Raw genomic sequence first — 16071 nt, forward strand, 5'->3', positions numbered from 1 at the left:
GGCATGACTGCACCCGTTCTTGCATCGGCGCTCGACGCGGGCGACCCTCAGGCCCGGTCCCGCGCGGACCACAACCGCGCACTCGCCGCGAATCTTCGTGCCCGGGTGGCCGAAGCGGCGCTGGGCGGCAACGCGAAGAGCCGCGAACGCCACACCGCGCGCGGCAAGCTGCTTCCCCGCGAACGGGTCGAGCGGCTGCTCGATCCCGGATCGCCCCTGCTCGAGATCGGGCAGCTTGCGGCGGACGGGGTCTATGGCGAGGATATTCCCGGCGCCGGGATCATCACCGCGATTGGCCGCGTATCGGGCCGCCAGTGCATGATCGTGGCCAACGACGCGACGGTGAAGGGCGGGACCTATTACCCGCTGACCGTCAAGAAGCACCTGCGCGCGCAGGAAATCGCCGAGGCGAACCGCCTGCCCTGCATCTACCTGGTCGATTCGGGTGGGGCCAACCTGCCGCACCAGAGCGAGGTCTTTCCCGACCGCGACCATTTCGGCCGGATCTTCTTCAACCAGGCGAACATGAGCGCCAAGGGTATTCCCCAGATCGCCTGCGTCATGGGCAGTTGCACGGCGGGCGGCGCATACGTTCCGGCGATGAGCGACGAGACGGTGATCGTGCGCGAACAGGGCACGATCTTCCTGGCAGGCCCGCCGCTCGTCAAGGCCGCGACGGGCGAGGAGATCAGCGCCGAGGATCTTGGCGGCGGGGACCTGCACGCGCGGAAGTCCGGCGTGGTCGATCACCTCGCCGACAGCGACGAACACGCGCTGACCATCGTGCGCGACATCGTCTCGCACCTCGGCCCGCGCCACGACCACGGCCTCCCGCTGGTGCCGCCGCGCCTGCCGAAATACGACGCCGAAGACCTCTACGCGATCGTCCCCGAGGACGTGCGCGCGCCCTATGACGTACACGAGGTTATCGCCCGCGTGGTCGACGGCAGCGAGTTCCACGAGTTCAAGGCGCATTACGGGTCGACGCTGGTCTGCGGCTTTGCCCACATCTGGGGCATGCCGGTGGCGATCCTTGCCAACAACGGCGTGCTGTTTTCGGAAAGCGCGCAGAAGGGCGCGCACTTCATCGAACTGGCCTGTCAGCGCCGCATCCCGCTCTTGTTCCTGCAGAACATCTCGGGCTTCATGGTCGGCGGCAAGTACGAGGCGGAAGGAATCGCCAAGCACGGCGCCAAGCTGGTCACCGCCGTCGCCACTGCCACCGTGCCCAAGATCACCGTGCTGATCGGCGGCAGCTTTGGCGCGGGCAATTACGGCATGTGCGGCCGCGCCTATTCGCCGCGCTTCCTGTTCTCCTGGCCCAACAGCCGGATTTCGGTGATGGGCGGCGAGCAGGCGGCCTCGGTGCTGGCCACGGTCCACCGCGATGCCGAGACCTGGACGACTGATCAGGCCGAGGCGTTCAAGGCCCCGATCCGCCAGAAGTACGAGGACGAGGGCAACCCCTATTTCGCCACCGCGCGGCTGTGGGACGATGGGGTGATCGATCCCGTCCAGACCCGCGACGTGCTGGGCCTGGCGCTGGCCGCCACGCTCGAAGCGCCAATTCCCGAGCGCCCCGCGTTCGGCGTGTTCCGGATGTGATGCCCATGCTGTTGACGCTTTCCGTGCTTGCCTTGGCCGCCCAGCCCCTGCCCAGGGTCGAGGCGCTGCCGCCCCCCGCGTTCGAGGACGCCGAGGTGCTTGCCGCCGCCCAGGCGATCTTCGCGCCGCTCGAGACGGGCGACGGGCCGGCGCTGCTGAAGCTGGTCTACCCCGACGGGCGCGTCACGGCGAGCGGAACCCTGCCCAGCGGCTTTTCGGGCACGCGCAGCCGGTCCTGGGCCGACTATGCCGCACGGATGAAACTGGGCGCAGGCTTCGTCGAGCGGATCAGCAACCCGGTGGTCGAGGTCGACGGCGATGTCGCCATGGTCTGGGCGCCCTTCACGATCACCGAAGGCGGCAAGGTGCTGAGCTGCGGCATCGACCATTTCGACATGGTCCGGGAAAGCGGCGTGTGGAAGGTGATGAACATCACCTTCTCCTCGCGCGTGACAGGGTGCCCGGGGCAATGATCGAAAGCCTGCTTATCGCCAACCGGGGCGAGATCGCCTGCCGGATCATCCGCACCGCGCGGGCGATGGGCATCCGCACGGTCGCGGTCTATTCCGATGCCGATGCCAAGGCGCTGCACGTGCGCCAGGCAGACGAGGCGGTGCATATCGGACCTTCGCCGGCGCGCGAAAGCTATCTGGTCGGCGAAAAGATCATCACCGCCGCCAAGGCCACGAATGCCCAGGCGATCCACCCCGGTTACGGTTTCCTCTCGGAGAACGCCGACTTCGCCCAGGCGGTGATCGACGCGGGCCTGATCTGGGTCGGCCCTTTGCCCGAATCCATTCGCGCAATGGGTCTGAAGGATGCGGCGAAGGAACGGATGATCGCCGCCGGGGTGCCGGTGACGCCGGGGTATCTCGGCGCGGACCAGTCGCCCGAACGCCTCCAGCGCGAGGCCGACGCGATCGGTTACCCGGTGCTGATCAAGGCGGTCGCCGGCGGGGGCGGCAAGGGAATGCGCCGGGTCGAGAGTGCGGGCGAGTTCGCCGACGCGCTCGATTCGTGCCGCCGCGAGGCCGCGTCCAGCTTCGGCAACACCGACGTGCTGATCGAGAAGTACATCCTCTCGCCGCGTCACATCGAGGTCCAGGTGTTCGGCGACAGCCACGGCAACGTGGTCCACCTGTTCGAGCGCGACTGTTCGCTACAGCGCCGCCACCAGAAGGTGATCGAGGAAGCCCCTGCGCCGGGCATGGACGCGGCCACGCGCGAGGCTATCTGCGCCGCTGCCGTCCGCGCGGCGAAAGCGGTCGATTACGAAGGCGCGGGCACGATCGAGTTCATCGCCGACGCCTCGGACGGCCTGCGCGCCGACCGCATCTGGTTCATGGAAATGAACACGCGCCTGCAGGTCGAACACCCGGTAACCGAGGAGATCACCGGCGTCGATCTGGTCGAATGGCAATTGCGCGTGGCCAGCGGCGAGCCGATCCCGCTCAAGCAGGAAGACCTCGGCATCAACGGCTGGGCGATCGAAGCGCGGCTTTACGCCGAAGATCCCGCGAAGGGCTTCCTGCCCAGCACGGGGCCGCTAGACCATCTGCGCTTGCCCAGCGGCAAGGCACGGATCGATACCGGGGTGGAGGAAGGGGCGGCGATCTCGCCGTTCTATGACCCGATGATCGCCAAGGTCATCGCTGCGGGACCGGACCGCGCCGCATCAATCGCCAGTCTCGAAGAAGCCGTGTCGTCGGTCGAGGTCTGGCCGGTGCGGACCAACGCCGCGTTTCTTGCCCGCCTTCTCCAGGACGCCGATTTCGTTGCCGGTGCGGTCGATACCGGCGCGATCGACCGCAAGCTCGAAGTGCTCACCAGCGAACGGCCCATCTCGGTCGCGCTGTTCAAGGACGCGATGGACAAGCTGGTCCTCGCCGACGCCAATCTCGGCCGCCTGTTCTCCGATCCCGCGTCGATCCCCGGTTTCCGGCTAAACGCGCCGAGGTCCTTCAACGACGGGCTCTACGTGGATGGGCACCACGTCACCGACTATCCCGACAACGACCGCTTCAGCACCGCGGCCTATGCCGTGGGCGGGGCAATCGCGATCGGGTTCCAGGACGGGCAGGCCCATGAGCTGTCGCTGGCCCGGCGTGGCGGTGGCCACCATTCCGCTCACGACGGCGATATTCTCTCGCCCATGCCGGGCAAGGTCATCGCGGTCGAGGTGAGCGAGGGGCAGGCGGTGATCAAGGGCCAGAAGCTCCTGACGCTCGAAGCGATGAAGATGGAGCACACGCTGACCGCGCCGTTCGACGGCACGGTGGCCGAACTTTCCGCCCAGCCCGGCGCGCAGGTCCAGGTCGAGGCGCTGCTTGCCCGGATCGAGGCGTCGGCTTGAAAAGACCCGGCCTTAGCGCCTAGAGGCGTTTAGGGGCGCCTCACGGGCGTGGGCGAAGGACGATCGATGGCCAACGAAGCCGATCAACTCAAACGGTCAACCAGGCGCACGCGGGCGACCTCGTTCGACGTGGCCGAACTGGCCGGCGTCAGCCAGTCGACCGTGTCGCGCGCGCTGGCCGGTGATCCGGTGGTCAGCGAGCTGACCCGCGAAAAGGTCAAGCGCGCGGCCGAGGAGCTGAACTACTCGATCGACCAGAACGCCACGCGGCTGCGCACCGGGCGCACCGACGTGATCGCGGTGGTGGTGATCTGCCGTCCGGGCGAACTGAAGGGCGACATGAACCCCTTCTACTATTCGCTGCTCGGCAACATCTGTTCGGCGATATCGGCGGCGGGATGCGACGCGCTGACCTCGTTTCAGGACAGCGCTGCCAACCTCAACGGCTACTACGAGCGCAACCGCCGCGCCGACGGCCTGATCGTGATCGGCACCGCCGAGAATACCGAGGCCTGGGCCCACTTTCGCGAAGTGGCCGAAAGCGGGGCCAACATGGTCTGCTGGGGCGCGCCATACCAGGATCAGAACTGGGTCCGCTCGGACAATGTCGCGGGCGGCGAGATCGCGGCGCGGACGTTGCTCGAAAACGGGTACCAGAACAGCGTCTACATCGGATCGGTCACCTCGCTGCAGCGCCAGTACGCCGAACGTTTCGAAGGGTTCTCGCGCGCGATGCGCTCCGCCGGGCACACTCCGGTGATGGTCCAGATCGACCCCAGCCTGTCGCGCATCGAGCAGGGCCACGAGGCCGTGCGCAAGATGATCGATACCGGCATGAAGTTCGACGGGATCTTCGCCGCCTGCGACCAGATCGCACTGGGCGCGATGCAGGAACTGCAGGCCCAGGGCCTCTCGATCCCAGACCAGGTCGGGGTGGTCGGGTTCGACGGGATCAACGCGGGCGAACACGTCGTGCCGCCGCTGACCACGATCGAACCCGATCTGCCGTTGGCGGCCGAGTTGCTGGTCAAGCGCCTGAAGGCAATGATGGCCGGCACCCCGAGCGACGAATGGCTGGTGCCGGTGCGCCTGCTCGCCCGGGGCAGCGCGATGCGCGCCGCCTAGGCGAAACCGCGCGCCAGGTAGCGTTCAGCCAATCCCGCCAGCAACGCGGCGCCGCGCGGCAGGGCGCTTTCGTCGAGCACCATGCGGGTCGAATGGATCCCTTCGCAGGCTTGCCAGTCGGCCCCTTCGTGCGCGACGCCAAGGAACAGCATCGCACCGGGCACCTGTTCCAGCACATAGCTGAAGTCCTCGGCCCCCATGATCGGCCGGGCCAGGGAGTGGAAGGCATCTGCGCCGAACAGATCCTTTGTTACCGCTTCCCCAAGGGCGACGGCGCGCGCGTCGCAGACGGTGACGGGAAAGCCCGGGGTGATCGTCACATCCGCGCTCAGTCCGTGCGCGGCGCAGACGCCGTCCGCCACGCGCTTCACCATCGCAGCCAGCCCCGCGCGGTTCTTCGCCGAGAGCGAGCGCAGCGTGCCGCGCATCGCGGCAAAATCGGCGATCACGTTGTGCGCGCTGCCCGCCTCGATCTTGGCGACGGTGCAGACGACCGGATCGTGGGCGTCGAACTGGCGGGTAACCGCGCTTTGCAGGGCCAGGACGATCTCAGCCGCGACCGGCACCGGATCGGCAGAGAAATGCGGCATCGAAGCGTGGCCGCCGCGCCCGCGCACGGTGATGTCGAACATGTCGGCCGAAGCCATCAGCGCGCCCGCGCGCCCGGCGATGAGGCCGTGCTTCGAATTGGGCATGACGTGGAGCGCGAAAGCCGCATCGGGCAGCGGCGTGCCATCCGGGCCGCCGCCGATCAGCCCGTCGTCGATCATGAAGCGCGCGCCATGGTGGCCTTCCTCGCCCGGCTGGAACATGAAGCGCACTTCGCCCGCAAGGCTGCCGGCGCGCGCCGCCAGCATCCGTGCCGCGCCGGCCAGCATGGCGACATGGGCATCGTGGCCGCAGGCGTGCATCGTCCCGGGAATGGTCGAGGCGTATTCGAGCCCGGTTTCCTCGGGCATCTGCAGCGCGTCCATATCGCCCCGCAACAGGACGCTGCGCCCGGCCCCGGCGCCGCCCTTGAGCGTCGCGACAAGGCCCGTGGTCGACGGACCTTCGCGCCAGGTCAGCGGCAGGTCGGCCAGCGCCGCGCGGACCTTGTCGCGGGTCAGGGGCGTGTTGAGGCCAAGTTCCGGCTCGGCATGGATCGCGCGGCGCAGCGCGATCATCTGGCCCTGAAGGGCGCGGGCGTCTTCGATCAGCGATTCGTGCAGCATGGGCTCTCCGCCAGGGGGGCTGGCGGCATGATACCCGGCGCTGGCCCGGCGTCTAGGCTGCGATGCGCGCCGCGATGCGCTTTGCCGCGGCGTTATGGGCGTTTACCGACACGACCAGCAGCAGGTTCAAGGCGACCGCCTGATAGAGGAAATAGTACAGCGGGCTGCCGGCCAGCATCGACAGTCCCAGCACGACCGCGCGCGGATTCGGGCCGAGGATCTTGCACAGCCGCAGCAGTGGCGGCGCTTCGGCTCGGACCGCATCGGCAATCTCGGCGAGGCGGGCCGGATCGCCCCTGGCCGCTTCGACTGCCGCGTCGATCCGTAGGGCGTGCGGGGTCATGCCGTTGGCCAGCGCCAGATATCCGCTGACCAGGCTTGCCGCCCAGCTGCGCGAGGTGGCCGATTCCGCCCGGCCATGGCTCGAGCGCAGCCAGGGCATGCCGTAGACCCAGTACTGGTACTGGCGGCGCTGAACCTCGACATGGTTGGCCTGAACCGCGTGGCCGATCCCGGCGATCCACATCAGAGTCCAGCCCGGCCAGCCGCCCCAGAACCCGCCTTCCGCAGTCAGGATCCAGCCAAGCACGAGATAGAGCACCACGTGGCTCAGATAGTCGCACAGCCCGTCGACCATCTCCCCGATCGGGCTGGCCCGACCGGTCAGCCGCGCCAGATCGCCGTCGGCGCCATCGACCACGTGCCAGCTCATGTGCAGGGCCATGCCCAGCGCCGCGCTCAGCGGATACCACGGCTGGGCATAGGCGGCCGCGGCGAGGATCACCATGATCGCGCCGCAGACCGAAACCATGTTGGGGGTGATCGGCGTCCTGGCCAGTTGCCGCGCCAGTTGCCAGGCCAGCGGGTGATAGAGGTGGAAGTTGAGCGCATCCTGCAACTCGCGCGGGCGCATCGGCCGTTTCGGCGCGGGTTTGAGCGACGTTGTTCCCGAATCCACCCTTACCGACCTCTTCTGGCGTGCCCCTTGCTCAGCGCATAGCGTCATCGGGCCTGCAGGCAATGCTTTGCGAATGGTTTTGCACGCGCTATTCACCGTAGTTTCAGCGTGGAATCGCCATTCGGCTTGACGGCAGGCCGCTCAATTGCTTTGGACTGCGCCACGTTGACGCCAGAACCGATGGAACCGCGCAGGCGTCACTATTAACGATAAGGGATCGAATCGCACATGAAGCCCATCAAGGTCGCCATGATTGGCGTTGGGAATTGCGCCAGTTCACTGGTTCAGGGGGTTGCCTACTATCGCCAGAACAACTCGTCCGAAGGGCTGATCCACGACAAGATCGGCGGCTACGGCGCGGGCGACGTGGACTTCGTGCTCGGCATCGACGTCGATGCGCGCAAGGTCGGCAAGGATATCTCCGAAGCGATCTTCGCCGCGCCCAACAACACCACGGTTTTCATGCCGCAGGTTCCGCAGACCGGCAACAAGGTCATCATGGGCAAGACGCTGGACGGCGTTGCGCCGCACATGACCACAGTCGGCGACAAGGGCTTCATCCTTGCGGATGCACAGGAAGCGACCAAGGAATCGATCATTGCCGCGCTCAGGGATTCGGGCGCCGAGGTGCTGCTGAACTTCCTGCCCGTCGGTTCGCAGGACGCGACCGAGTTCTACATGGAATGCGCGCTCGAAGCCCGCGTTGCCGTGGTCAACTGCATGCCGGTGTTCATCGCCAGCCGCCCCGAATGGGAAGTCCGCTTCCGCGATGCCGGCATCCCGATCGTCGGTGACGACATCAAGGCCCAGGTCGGCGCCACGATCGTCCACCGCGTGCTGTCGAGCCTGTTCGCCGCCCGCGGCGTGACGGTGGAGCGCACCTATCAGCTCAACACCGGCGGCAACACCGACTTCATGAACATGCTGGACCGCCAGCGCCTGGGTTCGAAGAAGGAATCGAAGACCGAAGCCGTGCAGGCGATGCTCGCTTCGCGCCTCGAGGACGAGAACATCCACGTCGGCCCGTCGGATTACGTTCCCTGGCAGAAGGACAACAAGCTGTGCTTCCTGCGCCTTGAAGGCAACCAGTGGGGCAATGTGCCGATGAACCTGGAACTGCGCCTCTCGGTCGAGGACAGCCCCAACTCGGCAGCCTGCGTCATGGACGCGATCCGCTGCTGCAAGGTCGCTCTGGAACGCGGCGAAGGCGGGGCCCTGATCGGTCCGTCGGCCTACTTCTGCAAGCATCCGCCGCAGCAGTTCGTCGATGACCTCGCCGCCCAGATGGTCGAGGAATACGTCGCCGAAACGCCCCTCGCGGCCGAATAAGCGTCAGCAGACAGACAAGCGAGACGGCGCCGGGCAACCGGCGCCGTTTCCGCATCCGGACCATCATATGGACGCTCTGATCATCGCCGCCGGGTTCGGGAGCCGCCTGCGCGACCTGTCGGATTCGAAGCCGCTGACCCCCGTGGCCGGGGTTCCCCTATTGGAACTGGGCGTGCGCCAGGCCAGGGCTGCCGGCGCGGGCAAGGTGGTGATCGCGACCGGGCACGAGGCCGAACGGCTCGAGGCGGCGCTGCCCGCCCTGGCGGCGCGCTGCGGCATCGCAATCGAACCGGCGCGGGTCGAGGACTGGTCCAGGCCCAACGGCTGGTCGGTCATGGCCGGCGCCGCGCGGATCGATGGCGACTATCTGCTGATGATGGCCGACCACATCTTTTCGGGCGGGATCCTGGCCGGACTCGCGCAGCAGGGCGGGGCCGACCGCGGCGTCACCCTGGCGATCGACAGGCGCACCGGCAATCCGCTGGTCGATCCCGACGACGCGACCTGGGTCGAAACCGACCTGCGCGGCTTTATCCGCACCATCGGCAAGACCATCCCGACTTATGACGCGGTCGATTGCGGGGCCTTTCTCGCCACGCCCGAACTGGCCCGCGCCATCGGGGCGGCGATCGCCTCGGGCAAGGCAGGCAGCCTGTCGGACGGTATGCAGGCCCTGGCCGATGCGGGGCGGGCCGCGACCTGGGACATCGGCGCGGCCTGGTGGCTCGACGTCGACGATCCGCGTGCCCACGCCCTGGCCGAAGACCAGGCGCCGCGCGAACTGGCCGACGTCTACGCCGCGATCAGGGGTACTTGACCCGGATCCGCGTCAGGAGTCCGGGCTTGGGCACACTGAGCCGCACCGACGCGAACGACGGCAGCCCGACGACGGTCGACGGGTTGTTGGTAAAGCCGTAGCCTTCACGAGGCAGGCCGATGCCGCTGCGGTCGAACTGCTGGTCGCCGTCTTCGTCGTGATAGATCGCCAGGGCCCAGACGCCGCGCCCGGGCAGGTACACGCAGCCGCGCGTTTCGCCCTGCTGGGCGGGCATCCGCATCACGCCGACCGATCCTCGCTTGACCAGAAACCGCGACCGATCGTCGGCATAGACGGTCACCGCGACCAGCCCGTTGCTGCTGCGCACCCCGCTGACCGAAACGTGGATCCAGGTATCGCTGACCGGACCGACGCAGCCGGGCGGAGCGGCTTCGGCCTGCGGGATCGGCGCCGCTGCAGCCAGCACCGCGCCGCCTGCGACAAGCAAGGCCGCGCGCTCAAGTGCCCTGGCGATCATCCCGTCTCCGTCCGTCGGTCGATCGCGACGATCGCTCCTCGATCAAGCTTAACGACCTGATCTGCCAGCGCAAGCAGCGCCCCCCGGTGGCCGATGACCACGATCGTCATGCGACCCTTGAGGCCTGCTATGGCCTCAACGATGCGCGCCTCGCTGTCCGCGTCGAGCGCGCTGGTCGCCTCGTCGAGGATGAGCAGCGCCGGATCGCGCAGCAGCGCCCGGGCCAGGGCCAGTCGTTGGCGCTCGCCCCCTGACAAGACGCGTCCGCCATCTCCCAGCCGGGTGGCGAGGCCTTCGGGCAGATCGAGCGCAAACTCCGCCGCCGCGGCGCGCAGGGCCGCCTCGATGGCCAGGTCGTCGACGGGCAGGCCCCAGGCGAGGTTTTCGCGCAGGCTGTCAGCGGCCAGCACTGCGTCCTGGTGGACGTAAGCGACCCGGCGGCGCCAGGCCCGGCGCAGGGCGGGATCGATCGTCACCCCGTCGACCGTCAAGGATCCGCAATCAGGCGAAAGCAGCCCGGCGAACACGTCAGCAAGCGTGCTCTTGCCGGCGCCCGATGGCCCGGTCAGCGCAATCATTCGGCCTGCCGGCACGATCAGGTCGATGTCCGTCAAGGCCGGAACCGGGCTTCCGGCAAACTGCACGCCGACGCGGTCCAAACGGAGTTCACGGGCCAGCGGCGGGGCATCGGCATCGCGCGCGTCCGGTTCGTGCGCGGCTTCGGCCCGGTCGATCAGGGCAAAGACGGCGATCATCGCGGGCCGGGCGTGGGCAAGGTTCTGCCAGGATTCCTGCAACGCCCCGAGCAGCGGCAGGCTGCGCGCGAACAGCGCGACCACCGGCAGGATCGCTGCGGGACCGAGATGCCAGCGGGCCGCTGCAATCCAGTCGAGCCCTGCCAGCACTAGCGCGCCGCCGATCTGCAGCCCTGCCTGTCCCAGGCCCATGTCGCGTTGGTACGCCATCCGCGCCCCGAACAGCGCCGCGAATCCGGCAAAGGCGCCTTCGCGCGCGCGCGCCTCGCCGCCGAGGCTCTTGACCGTGCGGATGGCGGCGAGGCTGTCTCCCAGTGAACCCTGCAGCCCGGCATGGGCCTCGCCCAGACGCTCGCCCAGCGCGGCGGCGCGGCGGCGCATCCGCCGATAGGCCAGCAGCACGCACAGTCCTCCGACCCCGCCGATCAGCGTGACCAGCGGGGCGACGGCCAGCCCTGCAATGCCCAGTCCGGCCAGGGTGATGGCCACGGCGAGACCCTGGATCGCCTGGTTGATCCCGTAGCCGGTCCGGTCGATCTCGGTGGTCAGCAGGCTCATGCTGTCGCTGCGGCGCATGGCCGAAAGGGTGCGCCAGTCGGCGTCCAGCAGGGCGTTCCAGGCGCGCCGGCGCAGTGCTTGCACCACACCCAGTTCGAAGCGCAGTGCAGCGGAGCCGCGCGCGACGTTGATTGCCGATCGCAGCGCGATCAGCACGACGAAGAGCGCAAGCGTCTCGCCCAGCCCAGGATCAACGTGCAGACGGCCGAGCCAGATACCCACCGGACCTGTCGCACCCGGTTGCAGCGCCGCGAGCAGCGGCACCAGCAGCATTATCCCGAGGCCTTCGGTCAGGGCCGACGCTGCCATGAGCAGAACGAGACCCGTGGCGGCCGCGCGCTGTCCGGGGGCGATCAGGCGGCGCAGTGCGTTATGTTCCGTCATCGCGGCCGGCGCCTGCCACAAGCGCTGTACCGCGGAAAAAGGTCATCAAGGTGCATTGCGGCCGCTGACGTAGCGCACGAACCGGGCGGTCAGCAATGCGCGGGGCATTGCCGCACCATAGGGGCCCAATACCGCGATGTCGGTCGAAGTGGTATCCGGCCAAGACTGTAGCAGGGCGTCAAGCTTGTCGGTGTCGATCAATCCGGCAAGATCGGGATCCTCGGCAATGGACCGGGCGGCCAGCCTGAATTCGTCCAGGCGCGGCGTCAGCCGTTCGTGCCAGTCGACGTTGTGGCGGCCGTAGCGGGTGTTGAGCCGCTGGGCTTCGGGCAGCCGGCCGCTTGCCATCCGGCGGGCAAGCCATCGCGCCGAACCGTCGCGGATGTACTGGTCCGTCGGGATCCCGGCGCAGAATTCGACCAGTGGTCGGTAGGTCGGCACGTCCGCAGCGCGCAGGCCGTAGATCTGTTCGAAGGCCTGGCGGACTTCGGCGGCTTCGCAATCATGCCAGGCATAGTCGAACGCCACGGCGTCTTCGTGCGAGGCGGGATATTCGTTCTCGAGCCTTGCGCCCTGGCTATCGGCTCGATCCTCGGCCTGGGCCGCAGTGCTATCGGGAAGAAGCGACAAAAGTGCGTTCAGCGAACCCTGACCAGGATGACGCCGCGCGCGGACGGCGCGCCGGATGGCAAGGGGAAGAAGGCGCAGAACGCTGAGGGCGGCAATTTTCTGCCACATCGGTCGCGGGTCGCCGGGGCGGTGCCTGGCCGCGAGCCACAGTTGCCGCAGGCGGAATGTCCTGAGGTATTCGGCAAAGCACCAGTCTGCGCCGCCGCTGAAGGTCTGGTTGCCGAAGTCGGCGGTCAGCAGCACATCGCAGCCGGCGTCTCGCGCGCCCTGCCAGACTCCGTGATAGACGTAGAAGTTGCACAGGTGGTTGGGCGCGCCGCCCATGGCCGCGAAGAAATCGGCCAGGCGGTGGTCGAAGCCGATCCCTTCGTTCCGGGTGAAATGCGGATCGATCCGCGGGTGCATCGCGGCGAAGGCATTCACAAGGGGCTGCTCGTCGCCCATCAACCCTTCAGGCAGCGCGTCCTGCCACGACTCCAGCGGGGCGAAGGTAAAACTTGGCAGGCGTTTGCCGGGATCGATGCAGTTCAGGGCCGCACTTGCAACAAGCGGGGAATCGAGACCGCCCGACAGCATCATGCCCGGTCGGGCCGCGCCCTCCAGCGCACGGCGCGTCGCCTCGTCGAGCAGCGATCGCGCCGCCTCGACGTAATCGTCGTCACTTCTGAAGCGGACCTTGGGCAGGTTGCGAGGGTCATAGTAGTCATGAGCCTGCGACCCGCCATCGGGTTCGATCGTGACAACCGTCCCGCCCGCCACGCGCCCCATGCCTTCGTACCAGCCGCGCGTCCGGTCGAGCAGGTTGAAGAACAGATTGTCGGCGAGCTTGATGCGGTCAGGCCGGTCCGGCAGCCCCGCTGCCAGGATGGCCCGGGGGACCGACGAAACCACGGTCTGGCCATCGAAGCTGGCGAAACATAGCGGCGGCGCATCCCACGGAGAACGGGCAATGCGGATCGCCGTCTCACCGGCCAGGACCGAACAGTAGTTGCCGATAACGAACCGGTCGGCCTCAAGACCCCATTGTTCGATGGCGCGCGCGTAGATGGCGAGAGGATCGGCTCCGGTCAGGCCAAAGCGGGAGGCCAGCTCCGGCGCGTTGTCGATCCGGCCGTTCAGCAGCAGCGTATCGCCCGAGGCCGTTGTAAACGGACGCCAATGCGCAGCGGATCGGTTCGGACGGGGTGACGCGAGCTGGCTGGAGCAGGTTCTGCCCGCGAGGTGGTAGGCTGCGGGCTGTCCGGCAAAGAGGCCCAGCGATGATGCAATCCGGGCCGAACACCGGATCGGCGATCCGGACCAGTCACGCCATACGGCAATCAAGCGGTTCTAGGAGTTGTTAACGTTCTGCGTGGGGTTCGGATTGCCGCCTGCCACGTCCTTGAGATTGCCGAGCTTGGTCAGGACAGGCTTGGTCCAGCGCGCGGTCTTTTCGGCAACCTTGGTCACGACGATCTCCTGGGATTTGTTAGGCGGTTAAATACCTAACTAACGATTTCCGTTCCCAAGGCAAGGTTCTCGACGCGCGGAGGCTTTGCCAGAACCTCGATCCAGGGTCCCGGCAGATCGCCCAGAACGACAGCCTCCTCCACTTCCACCCACGCGTGCAGATCATCGTCGTGCCCGCGCAGCGCCTGGGGCCGCACGGCCAGCACGATCCGGTGGGCGAGGCCGCGGCGCTGCAGGATGAGGCCCAAGGCCAGGGCGCGCGGCAGGCATTTGACCCTGAAGGGCAGGCGATGGGCGGCGCGTTCGATCGACGCGGCCAAGCGGCGCGCTGCTGCCGGGTCGGACCTTTCGCTCGGCCCGCCGCCGATCCGGTCTTGCCAGAAGCGAAAGGGCACCACGGCGACCACGATCATGGCCAGGCAAAGCAGCGCCGCTGATCGTGCGGTCTGCGCCCAGGCCTTGCCGCGGTCAACCGCCAGCAAGAACGCCGACCCCCTGCAATTCTGCGACAAAGGCGTCAAGATCGGGAGCGATGGCGCCAGGTTCGACGCCATATTCGGCAGCCAGCGCCGCAACGATGTTGGCCCGTGTGCGCGAGCCATCGATCAGCAGCCAGATCGACCGCGCCGTTCCCTGCAGAGAGAAGAAGTCCCCGCTCCTAAGGCTCATCAGGACGATCTCGTCGTCGATGGCGGTCTCGGAATAGGTATCGTCCAGTTTGCGCAGCGCATCGGTCATGGCTTGACCATAGCGGCAATCCGCTCGGCGAGGAACGCGCAAGTTTCGCCGAAGCGGGAACCCGCCAGGGGGCGGGTGAACATGTAGGCCGGGACCTGGCGGGCGATGCGGGCGTGCAAGGCGAAGCGCTCGGCGCGGGTGTGCGGATTGGCGGCGTCGTAAAGGTCGCGCGTGTAGTGGTCGTCGGCGAAGGCCGCCATCGCCTCGCCCGCAGCAAGGCGACGCAGCGCGGGTTGCGGACCTTCCTCGAGGTAGACGAGCGCGCCGAGCGACAAGGGCTGCGTCACGTCGCCCGCGGCGGGGCTGGCGTAGTATTTTGGATAGTCGGGCAGGACCAGGTCGACCGGCGCGCGCCCGGTCAGGGCCATCGCCTCGGGCCATAGCTTGACCCGCTTGTGCCCCGGCAACGCGTGGATCAGGGCCGGATCGGCGAGGTCCAGCACCAGGGTGTCGTCGCAAAACAGCGGCAGTCCGAGGTCGCCAAGCCCCGTGACCAGCGTTGACTTGCCGCCGCCCGAAGGTGCGGTGAACGCGATGACGCGGCCGCTTGCCGCCACGGCAGAGGCGTGGATCGGCAGCAAGCCGTTGATGCAGGCAATCGCAGCATAGAGGCTGCCGACGCTTTGAAGCGCCAGTTCTTGGGCGTACTCGGGCCTGTAGCCGCCAAGCGTTACCCCCTCGCCTTTGCGGTAATGCAGGCTGAAGCCAGCGCGCGCGAGCACCAGGAATTCGTCGCCGTCCATCCGTTGCTGGCCTGGCGACAGAGTCGTCTCGCCCAGTGCTCCCCGCCATTCGCCTTCACGCAGGGCGGTCTCGCGCTGCAGCAGCGCCATGGAATCGCGCGGGTTGTGACGACCTTCGGCCATGGTCGCTGCTGTGACGCTGCCGGGGGCGCAGGTCAATTGCGGCAAAGCGCGCGGGAACCCAAGATCCAGTGTGGAAAAGCGGCGCCTTCGCGCTTGTTCCCCCTAGATGGTGTGGTTAAGCGCCAAGAAACGGAGATCGATTCCGCTCATGCCCGCGCCGCTGATATCGCCTTCCATCCTGTCCGCCGACTTTGCCCGGCTGGGCGAAGAGGTGCGCGCCATCGACGCCGCCGGGGCCGACTGGATCCACGTCGACGTGATGGACGGCCATTTCGTCCCCAACCTGACGATCGGGCCGATGGTGGTGAAGGCGCTGCGCCCGCACACGGCCATGCCGCTCGACGTTCACCTGATGATCAGCCCGGTCGATCCCTTTATCGACGCCTTTGCCGATGCTGGCGCCGATTACATCACCTTCCATCCCGAGGCCGGCCCCCATGCCCACCGCACGGTCCAGGCGATCAAGGCGCACGGCAAGAAGGCCGGGATTTCGCTCAACCCGGCGACGCCGGCCAAGACGCTCGACTACCTGATCGAGGACATCGACCTCGTCCTGGTGATGAGCGTCAATCCCGGTTTCGGCGGGCAGAGCTTCATCGCCAGCCAGCTCCGCAAGATCGAGGCGGTCCGCAAGATGATCGACAAGGCCGGGCGCGACGTCCGGCTCGAGGTCGATGGCGGGGTCGATGCCGAAACCGCGCGGCTGTGTGTCTCGGCCGGGGCCGACGTGCTGGTCGCGGGGACGGCCACCTTCCGCGGCGGGCCCGATCGCTATGCCGCCAACATCGCCGCGCTCAAGGGCTTGGGGTGAA

The 16071-nt window shown here is 67.6% G+C and carries 15 protein-coding genes; 7 read left to right on the forward strand and 8 right to left on the reverse strand.

Features of this window, described 5'->3' with window-relative positions; translation table 11 throughout:
- Nucleotides 1-3 precede the first annotated feature (3 nt).
- From B0I00_RS13730 to B0I00_RS13745, 4 genes are all read left to right on the forward strand, one after another.
- The gene (locus B0I00_RS13730; RefSeq protein ID WP_100867973.1) at nt 4-1605 is read left to right on the forward strand and encodes a carboxyl transferase domain-containing protein; all 1602 of its coding nucleotides are present in this window, start codon (nt 4-6) and stop codon (nt 1603-1605) included.
- Entirely contained in the window at nt 1605-2078 is a 474-nt protein-coding gene (locus tag B0I00_RS13735) for a nuclear transport factor 2 family protein (RefSeq protein WP_100867974.1), read from the forward strand. The genes B0I00_RS13730 and B0I00_RS13735 overlap by 1 nt, the downstream gene beginning before the upstream one ends.
- A complete protein-coding gene (locus tag B0I00_RS13740) occupies nt 2075-3958 on the forward strand; it encodes an acetyl/propionyl/methylcrotonyl-CoA carboxylase subunit alpha (protein ID WP_100867975.1) in 1884 nt (627 codons plus the stop codon). Before B0I00_RS13735 ends, B0I00_RS13740 begins: the two co-directional genes overlap by 4 nt.
- A gap of 66 nt (nt 3959-4024) precedes the next feature.
- Nucleotides 4025-5083: a LacI family DNA-binding transcriptional regulator gene (locus B0I00_RS13745; protein WP_232730250.1), complete on the forward strand. Its 1059-nt coding sequence runs from the start codon at nt 4025-4027 to the stop codon at nt 5081-5083.
- Here B0I00_RS13745 and B0I00_RS13750 read toward each other — a convergent pair.
- Nucleotides 5080-6297, reverse strand: a complete 1218-nt coding sequence (locus B0I00_RS13750; RefSeq protein ID WP_100867976.1) for a M20 metallopeptidase family protein — start codon at nt 6295-6297, stop codon at nt 5080-5082. The two genes, B0I00_RS13745 and B0I00_RS13750, sit on opposite strands and share 4 nt — an antisense overlap.
- A gap of 52 nt (nt 6298-6349) precedes the next feature.
- On the reverse strand, nt 6350-7255 hold the full coding sequence (locus tag B0I00_RS13755; RefSeq protein ID WP_232730251.1) for a CDP-alcohol phosphatidyltransferase family protein: 906 nt from the start codon (nt 7253-7255) through the stop codon (nt 6350-6352).
- A gap of 228 nt (nt 7256-7483) precedes the next feature.
- On the opposite strand from B0I00_RS13755, the gene B0I00_RS13760 reads away from it, so the two are divergent.
- Nucleotides 7484-8584, forward strand: a complete 1101-nt coding sequence (locus B0I00_RS13760; protein WP_100867978.1) for an inositol-3-phosphate synthase — start codon at nt 7484-7486, stop codon at nt 8582-8584.
- A 67-nt stretch (nt 8585-8651) separates the two neighbouring features.
- A complete protein-coding gene (locus tag B0I00_RS13765) occupies nt 8652-9401 on the forward strand; it encodes a phosphocholine cytidylyltransferase family protein (RefSeq protein WP_100867979.1) in 750 nt (249 codons plus the stop codon).
- On the opposite strand, the gene B0I00_RS13770 is transcribed toward B0I00_RS13765, so the two are convergent.
- From B0I00_RS13770 to B0I00_RS13795, 6 genes are all read right to left on the reverse strand, one after another.
- The gene (locus tag B0I00_RS13770; RefSeq protein WP_100867980.1) at nt 9388-9879 is read right to left on the reverse strand and encodes a DUF2141 domain-containing protein; all 492 of its coding nucleotides are present in this window, start codon (nt 9877-9879) and stop codon (nt 9388-9390) included. The genes B0I00_RS13765 and B0I00_RS13770 overlap by 14 nt on opposite strands.
- Nucleotides 9876-11576, reverse strand: a complete 1701-nt coding sequence (locus B0I00_RS13775) for an ATP-binding cassette domain-containing protein (RefSeq protein WP_157812575.1) — start codon at nt 11574-11576, stop codon at nt 9876-9878. The genes B0I00_RS13770 and B0I00_RS13775 overlap by 4 nt, the downstream gene beginning before the upstream one ends.
- Nucleotides 11577-11621: 45 nt before the next feature.
- Nucleotides 11622-13529, reverse strand: coding sequence for an asparagine synthase-related protein (locus B0I00_RS13780; protein ID WP_100867982.1), 1908 nt, complete (start codon nt 13527-13529; stop codon nt 11622-11624).
- 161 nt (nt 13530-13690) lie between these two features.
- Nucleotides 13691-14137 carry a lasso peptide biosynthesis B2 protein gene (locus B0I00_RS13785; RefSeq protein WP_157812576.1) on the reverse strand — a complete coding sequence of 149 codons (447 nt, stop codon included), beginning with the start codon at nt 14135-14137 and terminating at the stop codon, nt 13691-13693.
- A complete protein-coding gene (locus B0I00_RS13790) occupies nt 14124-14393 on the reverse strand; it encodes a PqqD family protein (RefSeq protein WP_100867984.1) in 270 nt (89 codons plus the stop codon). Before B0I00_RS13790 ends, B0I00_RS13785 begins: the two co-directional genes overlap by 14 nt.
- Nucleotides 14390-15259 carry a hypothetical protein gene (locus tag B0I00_RS13795; RefSeq protein ID WP_100867985.1) on the reverse strand — a complete coding sequence of 290 codons (870 nt, stop codon included), beginning with the start codon at nt 15257-15259 and terminating at the stop codon, nt 14390-14392. The genes B0I00_RS13790 and B0I00_RS13795 overlap by 4 nt, the downstream gene beginning before the upstream one ends.
- A gap of 148 nt (nt 15260-15407) precedes the next feature.
- Here B0I00_RS13795 and rpe point away from each other — a divergent pair, with 148 nt between their 5' ends.
- Nucleotides 15408-16070: a ribulose-phosphate 3-epimerase gene (gene rpe / locus B0I00_RS13800; protein ID WP_100867986.1), complete on the forward strand. Its 663-nt coding sequence runs from the start codon at nt 15408-15410 to the stop codon at nt 16068-16070.
- Nucleotide 16071: the final 1 nt, after the last annotated feature.

The sequence above is a fragment of the Novosphingobium kunmingense genome, from assembly GCF_002813245.1.
In the GTDB taxonomy this organism is placed as follows: Bacteria; Pseudomonadota; Alphaproteobacteria; order Sphingomonadales; family Sphingomonadaceae; genus Novosphingobium; species Novosphingobium kunmingense.

Coding starts and splice junctions, on each gene's coding strand:
- B0I00_RS13730 (WP_100867973.1), top strand. CDS start 4: ATGACTGCACCCGTTCTTGCATCGGCGCTCGACGCGGGCGACCCTCAG.
- B0I00_RS13735 (WP_100867974.1), top strand. CDS start 1,605: ATGCCCATGCTGTTGACGCTTTCCGTGCTTGCCTTGGCCGCCCAGCCC.
- B0I00_RS13740 (WP_100867975.1), top strand. CDS start 2,075: ATGATCGAAAGCCTGCTTATCGCCAACCGGGGCGAGATCGCCTGCCGG.
- B0I00_RS13745 (WP_232730250.1), top strand. CDS start 4,025: ATGGCCAACGAAGCCGATCAACTCAAACGGTCAACCAGGCGCACGCGG.
- B0I00_RS13750 (WP_100867976.1), bottom strand. CDS start 6,297: ATGCTGCACGAATCGCTGATCGAAGACGCCCGCGCCCTTCAGGGCCAG.
- B0I00_RS13760 (WP_100867978.1), top strand. CDS start 7,484: ATGAAGCCCATCAAGGTCGCCATGATTGGCGTTGGGAATTGCGCCAGT.
- B0I00_RS13765 (WP_100867979.1), top strand. CDS start 8,652: ATGGACGCTCTGATCATCGCCGCCGGGTTCGGGAGCCGCCTGCGCGAC.
- B0I00_RS13770 (WP_100867980.1), bottom strand. CDS start 9,879: ATGATCGCCAGGGCACTTGAGCGCGCGGCCTTGCTTGTCGCAGGCGGC.
- B0I00_RS13775 (WP_157812575.1), bottom strand. CDS start 11,576: ATGACGGAACATAACGCACTGCGCCGCCTGATCGCCCCCGGACAGCGC.
- B0I00_RS13790 (WP_100867984.1), bottom strand. CDS start 14,393: ATGACCGATGCGCTGCGCAAACTGGACGATACCTATTCCGAGACCGCC.
- B0I00_RS13795 (WP_100867985.1), bottom strand. CDS start 15,259: ATGGCCGAAGGTCGTCACAACCCGCGCGATTCCATGGCGCTGCTGCAG.
- rpe (WP_100867986.1), top strand. CDS start 15,408: ATGCCCGCGCCGCTGATATCGCCTTCCATCCTGTCCGCCGACTTTGCC.